Below are 12,965 nucleotides of genomic sequence, written 5' to 3'. Positions count from 1 at the left end.
TTCTTTTCTGTTACGACTTTACCACTGAAAAAGCTTTTTTAGCCACTGTTTTGGTTGACTTTCACAGCCCTTCTTAATATTTCCGTTCTCATCCCACACCGGCAATTTAACAGCGCCATCACAGTCTAACTCTAAGGCACCATCTGACGTTCGGGTAAAACTAGCTGTCGCGACTCCTGTTGGCCACGGCAGTAACAATTGTTCAGGTGTTCTCTGCTTTAAGTAATCAGCATAAACACGTAACGCACCACTAGAACCGGTTAGCTTTGTTGGTTGATTGTCATCACGCCCTAGCCAAATAGTAGTCACTTCACGGCCATCAACCCCAACAAACCAACTATCTCGGCTGTCATTACTGGTACCCGTTTTACCGGCCAAACCTGCCCATGCAAACTGACCTTGTAAGAAGCGACCTGTGCCTTCCGACACCCCTCGCTTCATTGCATAAGTCGTTAACCAAGCCGCTTGTTGATCAACACTTTGCGATACACGAGGAATCGATTGATACAGAACCTCACCATCATTATCAACAACCGAACGAAGCGCAGACAAAGGTGCTATACGGCCAGAGTTGGTAATCGTTTGGTACATCTGCGCTACCTGAAATGGGGTCAATGAGAATGAACCCAAAAACATCGATGGCACTGGGCGAATTTCGTTTTTATCGACACCCAGTTTTCCGATCGTATCGGAAACGCTATCGATCCCTAGCTGCATCCCTAAGCGAACCGTTGGGACGTTGTAAGACTTAGAAAGCGCTACATACAAAGGCACCTCGCCACGGAACTTCCGATCGAAGTTTCTCGGGCTCCAGACACTGCCTTTACTGCCTTTCAAACTCAGTGGCGTATCCATCAAGGTCGTCGCCAACGTATATTTCTGGGGTCGTTCTAATGCAGTCAAGTAGATTGCAGGCTTAACCAAAGAACCAATAGGACGACTCGCGTTCAAGGCTCGGTTAAAGCCATCGTAGCCAGTACGTTTACCACCTACCATTGCTCGGATTTCACCAGTATTTCGATCAACGGCAATCGCAGCTGCTTCAAGCTTATTACCCGCTGTTTTCGAGAGTTCCGGAACTTTACGCGCAATCGACTTCTCTAGCTTATCTTGAGAAACCGGATCCAAAGATGTAAATACTCGTATCCCTTTTTTCGCTTCAAAGCGGTCACCAACATATCTCTTCAGTTCAATATTAACCTGTTGGAAATAAGCTGGCTGACGACTGGCTATGCGAGGGTTATCTTGAATATCCAAATCACGGCTCGCCGCTTCTTCGTACTGTTGCGGAGTAAGAATATCTTGTTGCATCAACAAACGAAGAACCAGATCTCGTCGAGTCTTCGCTCGTTCGGGATAGCGAACGGGGTTGTAATACGAAGGGCCTTTGACCATGCCAACCAGCAGAGCCAACTGATCAATTCGCAGCTCTTGAATCGGCTGACCGAAGTACAAACGAGACGCTAAGCCGAAACCATGAATGGCTTCACCACCATTTTGACCAAGATAAACCTCGTTCAAATACGCTTCTAAGATACGATCTTTGCTATAACGATGATCCAAGATCAACGCAATATAGGCTTCACGAACCTTACGCCACAAGGTACGCTCACTGGATAAGAACAGGTTCTTCGCTAATTGTTGAGTCAGCGTACTGCCCCCTTGCACCGTTCGACCCGCCTTAACATTAACCACCATCGCACGAGCAATCGCCAATGGTGAAACGCCATCGTGCTGGTAGAAATTTCGGTCTTCGGTTGCCAATAACGCATCAACCATTACCTCAGGGAACTGATTGCGTTTTAAGAACAGACGCTGCTCATCGTTACTTTTCTCAAGCATGCCAAGCATTTTCGGTTCAACACGCAGGTACCCCATATCGCCTTTCTTCTCTAGCGACTGGATACGAGTTAGTTCGTTGCCGTTGAAATGCAGCATCACATGACGATCCGCTTCTGGCCCATCGACAAACTCGAACGGGCGACGAATCATTTCAATCTTAGTTGATGAAGAAGAGTATTCACCCGGATGACGAGGCGCATTCACCTTGCGATAATTAAGAACATCGAGCTCATTCTTCACTTGTACCAAGCTAACCTGAGTTCCCGGTGACAAGTCCAGCACTCGTGCATAAACAACGGTTGGCAAGTCAAACAACTGGCCTTCAAAGCGCTGTTTGACTACCGAATCCAAATAAATACCGACGAACAGCAGCAATGCTGCTAGCGCTAGGCCCGCTTTCCAAGATATGCCCCATAGAATCTTCAGCCAACTTCTTTTACTCGAGTTCTTAGCGCTTGATTTGGTCTTTTTCGTAGCCGTTCTCGGTTTTCTTGTTTTAGCTTTAGTCGTTGGTGACTTTTTTGCTGGCGCTTTTTTAGGTGGTGCCTTTTTTGGCGTTAACATTTTGGTCATCATCGATTCAACTGTCGTTTGGTTTTAGTGGTTGCTACATGGTTAGCAGGGTCATCCGGCCAAGGGTGTTTGGGGTAACGGCCTTTCATCTCTTTTTGCACTTCTTTGTACGCGCCAGCCCAGAAGCCAGCTAAATCTTGAGTGATTTGTAATGGTCGTTGTGCAGGTGAAAGTAATTCCAGAACCACCTTTTTACGCCCTTGAGCTATCAATGGGGAATCTTGTTCGCCAAAAACTTCCTGCATTCGTACTGAGATCACAGGCTCAGATTGATATTGGTATCGAATCGCCTTTTTACTTCCCGTTGGCATTAGGTAATTCGTTGGTAACCATTGGTCGATGTCTTGATTCAAAGGCCACCCAAGATACGCCGATAGCGCTTGCTCCACCGAAACATTCAACAACCCTTTAGCTGACTTAATGCCATTTAAATACGGCGAAAGCCACTCATCAAGATGCTCAACTAAGCTTGCATTATCCATCGCAGGCCAATCATGCTCAGGCATCCAAAGTTCAGCACAACGCACGCGCTCAACAAACTGCTTCGCTGAAGCTGTCCAATTCAAACGGTCAAGACCACATCGATCGATATAATTCAGTAGCGCTTTGCTTGTCTGATTCGCATCCGGCTCTGGCAAGGCTTTAGTGCTGATGATTAGGCTACCCAATGACACTCGTTGTTCGGCGACCAAACGGCCACGCTTCTCATCCCAATCCGCATAATCAGAAATCACGAAGAGCTTCGGAAATGCCTCTTCTAACTTTTCGATATCAATCGCAGTTGCGAGGAAGATCTGACTTGCTCGCCCAGTGCTGCGCATCAAGTCAATCACCACGATATAATCATTGTTAGCCAATGGGTCATCATCACGCACCTCAGCTCCGTGACCGTTCGCTAGAAGAAAAGCACTGCTCGTTGTGCTTCTCGCCTGAGCAATTCGGTCTGGAAATGCAAAACAAAGCACTAATGGTAGCAATGATTCGTCAAGTTGTGACAAATCTAAGTGATGATTGAGTCTGCTAGCGAGGCTTTTCGCTCGTTGCATAACAATACTGTTTTTCGAGTGTTTTCTTTGCTTAAATCGGTGCAATGAATGCTGAATATCAGTGACATTTCGCTCAGGTTCCTCAAGTAAAGCGGCAGCGACGATGGCAATGTTAAGTGAAAGTTGGCTGCTTTGCTGTGCTTTGATTAGCATGCTAGCGATACGAGGTTCTAAGCCTAAACGCTGTGCCTGCTTCCCCATTGCCGTAAACTGGCCATTACCATCGAACAACTCAAGACCCTGCAACAGTTGTTTAGCTTGCGCAATTGAAGCCTGTGGTGGAGTGTCTAGCCACTGCAGTTCATCCGCATTTGCAGCTCCCCATTGTGTCAACTCCGCCACCAACGAAGAAAGGTCGGAATGAAGGATTTCAGGTTCTGGTACAGCGGGTTGCTGCATAAGTTGCGTTTCGCTGTACAGACGAACACACAGGCCCTCTTCAATTCGGCCAGCCCGGCCAGCTCGTTGCTCTGCTGAGGACTGCGAGATTTTCACTTGCTCAAGCTTAGTGATGCCCGTTTTTAAATCAAACTTTGCCACTCGTTCTAAACCAGAATCCACCACCAAGCGAATGCCCTCAATCGTCAAAGAGGTTTCGGCAATATTGGTAGCTAACACCACCTTTCGACGGCCTTTCACCGATGGCGAGATCGCTTTCTGCTGTTGAGAAAAGCTGAGCTGACCGTACAAAGGGCAAACATCGATATCACCGGCAAGTTGTTCGAGTTGAGATACCAACTGTTTAATCGCAGAAACGCCCGGCAAGAAAGCTAAAAGCGAACCCGACTCTTTTTCCATCACAGATCGAATCACACTGGCCATTTTAGGGGCTAGATATTCATTTGCGTTAAGAGGCTGATAGCGAAAATTGACAGGGAAACTTCGACCTTGTGATTCCACGTATTTAGCATTCGGCAGCAAAGTTTGTAGAGCTTGTTGATCTAAGGTTGCCGACATCACAACCACTTTTAGATCGTCACGCAGTGCCTCTTGGATCTCTAAACTAAACGCCAATGCGGTATCGGCATGAATGCTGCGCTCGTGAAACTCATCAAAGATCACCATATCAACCCCTGTTAACTCAGGGTCGCTTTGGATCATTCGAGTCATAATCCCTTCGGTAACGATTTCCAAGCGCGTCGAACTGCTGGTTTTAGATTCACCACGAACTCTATAACCTATGCTTTCACCCACCGTTTCTCCCAATTGGCTCGCTAAATAAGTTGCAATATTCCTTGCAGCCAAACGCCTCGGTTCAAGCATGATGATCTTTCCTTGAACAGCGTTAGTCTTAACTAGTTGCAGAGGGAAGAATGTTGACTTACCCGCACCGGGAGCGGCCTTTAGAATAAGTTGAGTGTGCGTTCGTACGCCAGCGAGTAGATCTGGCATCACAGCTTCTATGGGCAGTTGTGGCAATGGGAGAACCTTGTGGTGTAATGTTGGCAACATTGTACATAAAAACCTACCTGTCTAAATAAGTAATATGCACTTCAATCCCCCATTAGAGCCAGCGACTCTTATTAAACGCTATAAACGTTTTCTCACTGATATAAAACTTCCAGACGGCAGTGAGCGTACTATTCACTGTGCTAATACTGGAGCGATGACGGGATGCGCAACCCCAGGCAATACGGTGTGGTACTCCACATCAGATAATGCAAAAAGAAAGTACCCAAACAGCTGGGAGATCTCAGAAACAGACAAAGGCCACCGTATTTGTGTAAATACTGCGCGGGCAAACCAGCTTGCAGTGGAAGCAATTGAAAATGGGACTATAGTTGAACTCTTAGGATACAACGCGTTACGGACTGAAGTTAAGTATGGCAGTGAGAATAGTCGAATAGATATTCTGCTTGAAGATAGCGAAAAGCCGCTCTGCTATATCGAAGTAAAAAGCGTCACTTTGCTCGACGAGCAAGAAACGTCAACCGAAGGACAAGGTTTTTTTCCTGATGCAGTCACAACCCGAGGCCAAAAACATCTGCGTGAACTCACAGAAATGGTCGAATCTGGAAATAGAGCCGTACTTTTATTCACTGTTTTGCATTCAGGTATTGAAAAAGTGTCTGCGGCACACCATATAGACGCCAAATATTCGTTATTACTAAAACAAGCACAAGACGCTGGAGTTGAAGTGCTTTGCTATAAAGCAGAGCTCAGCAGTACTCAAATACAACTAAAACAAGCCGTTGAATTTATCAATAGCTAAGCAAAGATGCTGAACTAATCACATTGATTGCAACTTTGGATAAGAGTATTTGCCACCATTCGTTCTTTCTGCTATAGATACCCGCCTTAAAATTAGCTGCTTTGCAGTTGACTAGGTGTAAATAGGAGATGCTGTATGCCAGAATCTAAGAAAAAAGCGCTAGGCATCCTAGCCATCGCAGGTGTTGAACCGTACCAAGAAAAGCCAGGTGAAGAGTACATGTCACCTGAGCAAACGGAACATTTTACAAAAATTTTAGCAGCTTGGCGCAACCAGCTCAGGGAAGAAGTTGATCGTACTGTGCACCACATGCAGGACGAAGCAGCGAATTTCCCAGACCCAGTTGACCGTGCTTCTCAAGAAGAAGAATTCAGCTTAGAGTTACGTAACCGTGACCGTGAGCGTCGTCTTATCAAGAAAATCGAGAAGACACTAGACAAGATCGAAGAAGACGATTTCGGCTTTTGTGATTCTTGCGGTATCGAGATTGGCATTCGTCGCCTTGAAGCTCGTCCAACTGCTGATCTTTGTATTGACTGTAAAACGCTTGCAGAGATCAAAGAGAAACAGATGCAAGGTTAATTCTTGCGGATGTAAAAAAGGGAGCTTTGGCTCCCTTTTTTGTTTGTTATTCAAGCGAAGTATTTCACACGCTTGATAGTAAATAGCAGCTTTAAGCCTTGGTTCTATACATCAAACCTTGTTTATAGAGATTGAAGCTTAGTTCTACACATTAATGCTCTAGTTAAACGTCTTAAGAATCGGCTACTGCGGTACCATTTAGATTAGGTTGTTCACTCATGAATTATATCGGGCGCTTTGCACCATCACCGTCAGGTCCTCTTCATTTTGGATCACTTGTTGCAGCTCTTGGTAGCTACTTTCAAGCGAAATCTAACCAAGGACAATGGTTGGTTCGCATGGAAGACTTAGACCCGCCAAGAGAAATGGCCGGCGCTGCAGACCTGATTCTTAAGACGCTTGAAGCTTACCACCTGTTTTGGGATGGCGAAGTCGTTTATCAAAGCCAGCGTCATGACCTCTATCAGGCACAAATCGACCAATGGGTCGCTGATGGCCAAGCTTATTACTGCCAATGCACCCGTAAACAGATAAAGTCCTTAGGCGGATTTTATAATGGTCACTGTAGGCATGCTGGTTTAATTGATTCCGGTGAACAAGCCGTACGTTTGTGCATGGACTTCCCAGTAGAATCTTTTCAGGATGTTCGACACGGTCAGATTCAGATCCCTAAAGGATTGGCTGAAGAAGATTTTATTATAAAGCGCAGAGACGGACTGTTTGCCTATAACCTCGCGGTTGTCCTTGATGACATAGAACAAGGGGTGACAGAGGTAGTAAGAGGTGCAGACTTAATAGAACCGACAGGTCGACAGATTAGCTTGTATAAGACACTCAAACAAAAAACCGTGAATTACTTGCACTTACCATTGGCAACCGATGGCTTGGGGAATAAACTGTCAAAACAGAACCATGCTACTGCAATCGATATCGACAACCCAAAACCGACGTTAATCAACGCCATGCAATTCTTAGGTTTTGATATACCTAAAGCTTTTTATGAGGCCTCAATGGATGAGATTTTAACGTGGGGCAGCCAACAATGGAACGTCAGTCAATTACCTGATAGTTTACAAAAAGAGCACTGTAATTAGCTCGAAACTCACGGCAAATAGTAAAAGCGACACATAAAAATGCCATAACCAATAGCTGCAGCTAAGCAGACGATGTTCTCAAATGGCTCGCGCTAAGTTATTATTAGCCGCAATTAAACTCTGCACTACCACTTTGGACTAAGAGAAAAACAAAGTTGGCGATACCTACTTTGTTCTAAACTAATGAATACAAACGACAATACCCCAAGCGAACAACGCGGATTCCACGAATTAGCACTGAATATTTATACTCGTCAAGAGCACAATATTTCACGCAAGCAGATCAGTGACAACGCACTAAAAGTGTTATATCGCCTGAACGGTGCGGGTTTTGACGCGTTTTTAGTCGGTGGTGGTGTACGCGATATCTTATTAGGCTCTCAGCCAAAAGATTTTGATATTGCTACCAACGCAACGCCAGAACAAATCAAACACCTATTTAGAAACTGTCGCCTTATCGGTCGCCGTTTTCGATTAGCACACATCATGTTTGGCCGAGACATCATTGAAGTAGCGACTTTCCGTGGTCACCACCAGGAACCATCGAAAAACGTTTCGGCTCAATCGGAAGAAGGCATGTTGCTACGCGATAACGTGTACGGTAATGTTGATGAAGATGCAGAGCGTCGTGACTTCACTATAAATGCAATGTACTACAACATTGCAGACTACAGCATCCACGATTACGCAGGTGGTGTAGAAGATTTAGAAGATAAGCTGATCCGTCTAATTGGCGATCCAGAAACGCGTTACCGCGAAGATCCAGTACGTATGCTACGAGCAATGCGCTTCGCTGCTAAACTGGATTTTGATATCGAAGAAGATACTGCAGACCCTATCGAAGAGTTAGCGCATCTTCTAAAAGATATCCCAGCAGCACGCCTTTACGAAGAGTCTCTGAAGTTACTGCAATCAGGCCACGGTTTAGAAACCTACCACTTGATGCGCGAATACAACCTGTTCCAACAGATGTTTCCATCCATCGCTGAGCACTTTACAGAGAGTTACGATTCTCACACAGAACAGATGCTTGATTTGGTCCTTGATTCAACAGACCTTCGTATTGAAGATGGTAAGCGAGTAAACCCAGCATTTATGTTTGCCGCGATTCTTTGGTACCCAATGAACAAGCTCGCTGACAAACTTGTCGCTGAGCAAGGTATGGCTCATTACGATGCGATCATGGAAGCAAGCAATATCATCCTTGATCAGCAAGTTAAATCGATTGCGATTCCTCGTCGTCACACTGCAACCATTCGTGAAATTTGGCAACTGCAACTGCGACTGCCTCGCCGCAACGGTAAACGTGCCGTTCGTTTAATGGAACTCAACAAATTCCGCGCTGGCTACGATTTCCTAGAAATGCGTGGTGAGATTGAAGGTGGTGAAACCAAAGAGCTTGCAAAATGGTGGGAGCGCTATCAAACCGCTGGCCGCAACATGCGCCAAGCAATGGCTAACGACGTAGCGGCACCATCAAAATCAGGTCATCGTCGCCGTAAGACTTACCGTAATAAAAAAAGTAAGCAATCCGAATGATAACGGCTTATATTGCGGTCGGCAGCAACCTTGCCGACCCAGTTAGCCAAGCAAATTTGGCTATCGAAACGCTAAAAAACCTACCGCGTTCAACGTTTATTGCGACCTCTCAGCTATATAGTAGCACTCCAATGGGGCCACAAAACCAACCTGACTACATCAACGCGGTAGTCGCTATCCAAACCGAATTAACGCCAATTGAGCTACTTGATTGCACTCAAAAAATCGAGCTAGAACAAGGGCGTGTCCGTAAAGACGAACGTTGGGGGCCAAGAACCTTGGACCTCGACATTGTGCTGTACGGCAATGAGGTGATCGATTCAGAGCGCTTAATTGTTCCTCATTACGGAATGAAAGAACGAGAGTTTGTACTCTACCCGCTTGCTGAAATCGCACCAAGTTTACAACTCCCTGATGGGACTGAGCTGACAGACTTACTCAAGTTAGTTGATAAGAACGGGCTCAATGTTTGGCAACAATAGCCAGGCGCATTAAGGAAAACCAATGAAAAAAGTAACCATTAACGACCTGATCAAATGCAAACGTGAAGGCCGTAAATTCGCGACGTCGACAGCTTATGATGCGAGCTTTGCTCAATTATTCGAAAGCCAAGAGATGCCCGTCCTACTTGTCGGTGATTCACTGGGTATGGTTCTACAAGGCCATAACGATACGTTGCCAGTAACCGTTGAAGACATTGCTTACCACACGCGTTCAGTTCGCGCAGGTAGCCCAAACTGTCTTCTTATGGCTGACATGCCATTCATGAGCTATGCAACACCAGAACAAGCTTGTGAGAGTGCTGCAACTTTAATGCGTGCTGGCGCGAACATGGTAAAAATCGAAGGCGGAAGCTGGTTGGTTGACACTGTGAAGATGCTAACAGAGCGTGCAGTACCCGTTTGTGCACACTTAGGCTTAACGCCTCAATCTGTGAACATCTTTGGTGGTTACAAAGTACAAGGCCGTGACGACGAGCAAGCCGATAAAATGGTTGCAGATGCGCTAGCTTTACAAAATGCAGGCGCTCAGATCGTATTACTTGAATGTGTACCAACTTCGTTGGCAAAAAGAATTACAGAAGCTTGTGACGTACCGGTTATCGGTATCGGTGCGGGTAACGTTACTGATGGTCAGATCTTGGTTATGCATGACATGTTCGGTATTTCTGCGAACTACATGCCGAAATTCTCTAAGAATTTCCTAGCGGAAACAGGTGATATGCGTAAGGCAGTAGCTCTATACAAAGAAGAAGTAGAGAGCGCGCGCTTCCCTGATGAAGCTCATACAATCGCTTAGGAGTAAGTATGCAAACTTTTGCTGAAATAGCGGCTCTTCGTGAGCAGATTAAACAGTTTAAGCGTGATGGACGTACGATTGCTTTTGTACCGACAATGGGAAACCTGCATGAAGGCCACCTCACTCTGGTAAAGAAGGCTCGTGAATTAGCTGACATTGTTGTGGTAAGCATTTTTGTTAATCCAATGCAGTTTGATCGTACTGATGACCTAAACAACTACCCTCGTACGTTAGAAGAAGATCTAAGTAAACTAACAGGCGAAGGCGTTGAACTAGTGTTTACACCGACTCCAGAAGTAATGTACCCAGACGGATTAGACAAACAGACGTTTGTTGAGGTCCCAGGTATATCTCACATGCTTGAAGGTGCATCTCGTCCGGGTCACTTCCGCGGCGTCTCAACGATCGTCACTAAACTGTTTAATATCGTTCAGCCAGATTTTGCATGCTTTGGTGAGAAAGACTTCCAGCAACTTACCATTATTCGCCAGATGACTACTGACTTAGCATTAGACATTGAAATCGTGGGGGTGGCGACGGTTCGTGAGATGGATGGCTTAGCGATGAGCTCTCGCAATAGCAACCTAACGATTGACGAACGTCAGCGTGCTCCGGTTCTTGCTCGCACTATGCGCTGGATCAGCAGTGCAATTCGTGGCGGCCGCGATGATTACGCGTCAGTTATTGAAGATGCAACAGACCAACTTCGAGCAGCCGATCTGCAACCGGATGAAATTTTCATTTGTGATGCCAATACGCTACAAGCTATTACTTCAGAATCGACTCAAGCTGTGATTCTAATGTCGGCTTTCTTGGGTAAAACGCGTCTTATCGACAACCAAGTTCTCGATTTGGTAACGGAAACGAAAGAAGAAGTGAAAGAAGAAACAGCGGAATAATCGCTTTCTTCTCTAAATGCAGAAAAACGCAAAATATAAAAAAGGTCGATATATATCGACCTTTTTCTTTGCCTGTCATTCCGAGACTTACAAGGAAGACATTAACTACGTAAGCCGATCCCCTTAGTGACTAAGTAATGTGCAATGCCATACAACAGCACGATAAACACACCTAGTACGCCAAACGATGTCACGATACCCACATCAGACACACCCAAGAAGCCATATCTGAACGCGTTTACCATGTACACGATAGGGTTCAACTTCGATACACCTTGCCAAAATTCAGGCAATAGACTGATAGAGTAAAACACACCACCAAGATATGTCAGCGGCGTTAAGATAAAGGTCGGGATAATAGAGATATCGTCAAACGTACGTGCAAATACAGCGTTGATTAAACCGCCCAGAGCGAACACAACAGACGTTAGAAATACCGTCGCAATAATCACCCCCCAATGATCAACTTGCAGGTCGACAAAGAACAGCGATACAAATGTGACTATGGTACCCACTAACAAGCCACGCACTACACCGCCCATTACGAAACCAGCAATAATCACGTAGTTAGGAACTGGAGCTACAAGCAGCTCTTCAATGTTCTTCTGGAATTTGGCACTAAAGAACGAAGAAGCAACGTTAGAGTACGAGTTGGTGATCACCGACATCATAATCAAGCCAGGAACAATATATTCCATATAGCTAAAACCATTCATTTCACCAATACGCGCACCAATCAGGTTGCCGAAGATGATGAAGTAAAGTGTCATGGTAATCGCAGGCGGCACCAAAGTTTGCACCCAAATACGCGTGAAGCGATTGATCTCTTTGGTCAACAAGCTGCAGAAAGCGGTCCAATATAGACTGTACATGTTATTTACTCCCCTCACGGACGATACTCACGAATAGCTCTTCTAGACGGTTTGCTTTGTTACGCATAGAGAGGACTTTTACCTTTTGATCGCTCAATTGAGCAAAGATAGTATTCAAACCTAGGTTCTTGTCGATTTCAATTTCTAGCGAGCCATTTACCATCAATTGGCTATTCACGCCTTCTAGCTTAGGTTCAGTCGCGCCCTCTTCAAGATCCAAAATAAAGGTCTCTGCGCTCAACTTGCCTAGCAACGCTTTCATAGTTGTGTTCTCAATCAGCTCACCACGATTGATGATACCGATATTGCGACACAGCATTTCCGCTTCTTCTAGGTAGTGTGTGGTCAGAATAATGGTAATGCCCTGCTTCTCGTTGATCTCTTTCAGGAACTCCCACATAGAACGACGCAGCTCAATATCGACACCCGCAGTTGGCTCATCAAGAATCAGCAGCTGTGGCTCATGCATCAGTGCACGAGCAATCATCAAACGACGCTTCATACCACCAGATAAGTTACGTGCACGTTCGCCACGCTTTTCCCACAAATCTAATTGAGATAGATACTTTTTAGCGCGATCTTTAGCAAGTGCTTTCGGCACACCGTAGTAACCCGCTTGTTGCAGTACAATCTGCTCAACAGTTTCGAACGGGTTAAAGTTAAACTCTTGAGGCACTAAGCCTAGGTTCTGTTTCGCCAACTCCAGATCGGTATCAATGTCGTAGCCGAACACTTTAACCTTGCCTGAAGTCTTATTAACCAGTGAAGAGATAACACCGATGGTGGTCGACTTACCCGCACCGTTTGGACCAAGGAGCGCGTAAAAGTCGCCTTTTTCTACTTGTAAACTAACGCCCTTAAGAGCCTCGAAGCCCCCAGCATAAGTTTTTCTTAATTGCTCAATTTCTAATGCATACATAGAGATAGACTGCCATTTGCTATAGATAAGATGTAGACGACCGAGCTTGAGGAAGAGAGTAATGCTTAAAACGAGCTAGCAGAAAACT

The 12,965-nt window shown here is 45.5% G+C and carries 11 protein-coding genes; 7 read left to right on the top strand and 4 right to left on the bottom strand.

Annotated elements, in window-relative coordinates:
- Positions 1-18 precede the first annotated feature (18 nt).
- Entirely contained in the window at positions 19-2,418 is a 2,400-nt protein-coding gene (gene mrcB / locus OCW38_RS02855; protein ID WP_010436009.1) for a penicillin-binding protein 1B, read from the bottom strand.
- Positions 2,415-4,853, bottom strand: a complete 2,439-nt coding sequence (gene hrpB, locus OCW38_RS02850) for an ATP-dependent helicase HrpB (RefSeq protein ID WP_261895633.1) — start codon at positions 4,851-4,853, stop codon at positions 2,415-2,417. The genes mrcB and hrpB overlap by 4 nt, the downstream gene beginning before the upstream one ends.
- A 94-nt stretch (positions 4,854-4,947) precedes the next feature.
- Between hrpB and sfsA the strand changes: the two genes are divergently transcribed.
- From sfsA to panC, 7 genes are all read left to right on the top strand, one after another.
- A complete protein-coding gene (sfsA, locus tag OCW38_RS02845) occupies positions 4,948-5,673 on the top strand; it encodes a DNA/RNA nuclease SfsA (protein ID WP_010436003.1) in 726 nt (241 codons plus the stop codon).
- 135 nt (positions 5,674-5,808) lie between these two features.
- Positions 5,809-6,255 (top strand): RNA polymerase-binding protein DksA, encoded by a 447-nt coding sequence (gene dksA / locus OCW38_RS02840; RefSeq protein ID WP_004738189.1) that lies wholly within the window; start codon positions 5,809-5,811, stop codon positions 6,253-6,255.
- Positions 6,256-6,473: 218 nt separating this feature from the next.
- Entirely contained in the window at positions 6,474-7,349 is an 876-nt protein-coding gene (gene gluQRS / locus OCW38_RS02835; protein WP_016792064.1) for a tRNA glutamyl-Q(34) synthetase GluQRS, read from the top strand.
- Between the two features lie 183 nt (positions 7,350-7,532).
- Positions 7,533-8,888: a polynucleotide adenylyltransferase PcnB gene (pcnB, locus tag OCW38_RS02830; RefSeq protein ID WP_010435997.1), complete on the top strand. Its 1,356-nt coding sequence runs from the start codon at positions 7,533-7,535 to the stop codon at positions 8,886-8,888.
- On the top strand, positions 8,885-9,370 hold the full coding sequence (gene folK, locus OCW38_RS02825) for a 2-amino-4-hydroxy-6-hydroxymethyldihydropteridine diphosphokinase (protein WP_016768219.1): 486 nt from the start codon (positions 8,885-8,887) through the stop codon (positions 9,368-9,370). Before pcnB ends, folK begins: the two co-directional genes overlap by 4 nt.
- A 22-nt stretch (positions 9,371-9,392) precedes the next feature.
- Positions 9,393-10,187 carry a 3-methyl-2-oxobutanoate hydroxymethyltransferase gene (gene panB / locus OCW38_RS02820; RefSeq protein WP_261895016.1) on the top strand — a complete coding sequence of 265 codons (795 nt, stop codon included), beginning with the start codon at positions 9,393-9,395 and terminating at the stop codon, positions 10,185-10,187.
- 8 nt (positions 10,188-10,195) lie between these two features.
- Positions 10,196-11,086 carry a pantoate--beta-alanine ligase gene (panC, locus tag OCW38_RS02815; RefSeq protein ID WP_010435989.1) on the top strand — a complete coding sequence of 297 codons (891 nt, stop codon included), beginning with the start codon at positions 10,196-10,198 and terminating at the stop codon, positions 11,084-11,086.
- A gap of 101 nt (positions 11,087-11,187) precedes the next feature.
- On the opposite strand, the gene OCW38_RS02810 is transcribed toward panC, so the two are convergent.
- Positions 11,188-11,958 carry an ABC transporter permease gene (locus OCW38_RS02810; RefSeq protein WP_010435987.1) on the bottom strand — a complete coding sequence of 257 codons (771 nt, stop codon included), beginning with the start codon at positions 11,956-11,958 and terminating at the stop codon, positions 11,188-11,190.
- Between the two features lies 1 nt (position 11,959).
- Complete coding sequence (locus tag OCW38_RS02805; protein WP_016768216.1) at positions 11,960-12,877, bottom strand: ABC transporter ATP-binding protein; 918 nt, start codon at positions 12,875-12,877, stop codon at positions 11,960-11,962.
- Positions 12,878-12,965 lie beyond the last annotated feature (88 nt).

The sequence above is a fragment of the Vibrio cyclitrophicus genome, from assembly GCF_024347435.1.
GTDB lineage: Bacteria > Pseudomonadota > Gammaproteobacteria > Enterobacterales > Vibrionaceae > Vibrio > Vibrio cyclitrophicus.
Note: the sequence above shows the minus strand (reverse complement) of the source record. Positions and strands in the feature narration are given on the sequence as shown.

Bases quoted from the DNA above. Each gene is read 5' to 3' on its own strand.
- panC (WP_010435989.1), top strand. From the start codon at position 10,196: ATGCAAACTTTTGCTGAAATAGCGGCTCTTCGTGAGCAGATTAAACAG.
- pcnB (WP_010435997.1), top strand. From the start codon at position 7,533: ATGAATACAAACGACAATACCCCAAGCGAACAACGCGGATTCCACGAA.
- gluQRS (WP_016792064.1), top strand. From the start codon at position 6,474: ATGAATTATATCGGGCGCTTTGCACCATCACCGTCAGGTCCTCTTCAT.
- panB (WP_261895016.1), top strand. From the start codon at position 9,393: ATGAAAAAAGTAACCATTAACGACCTGATCAAATGCAAACGTGAAGGC.
- sfsA (WP_010436003.1), top strand. From the start codon at position 4,948: ATGCACTTCAATCCCCCATTAGAGCCAGCGACTCTTATTAAACGCTAT.
- dksA (WP_004738189.1), top strand. From the start codon at position 5,809: ATGCCAGAATCTAAGAAAAAAGCGCTAGGCATCCTAGCCATCGCAGGT.
- OCW38_RS02805 (WP_016768216.1), bottom strand. From the start codon at position 12,877: ATGTATGCATTAGAAATTGAGCAATTAAGAAAAACTTATGCTGGGGGC.
- hrpB (WP_261895633.1), bottom strand. From the start codon at position 4,853: ATGCCAGATCTACTCGCTGGCGTACGAACGCACACTCAACTTATTCTA.
- folK (WP_016768219.1), top strand. From the start codon at position 8,885: ATGATAACGGCTTATATTGCGGTCGGCAGCAACCTTGCCGACCCAGTT.
- mrcB (WP_010436009.1), bottom strand. From the start codon at position 2,418: ATGATGACCAAAATGTTAACGCCAAAAAAGGCACCACCTAAAAAAGCG.
- OCW38_RS02810 (WP_010435987.1), bottom strand. From the start codon at position 11,958: ATGTACAGTCTATATTGGACCGCTTTCTGCAGCTTGTTGACCAAAGAG.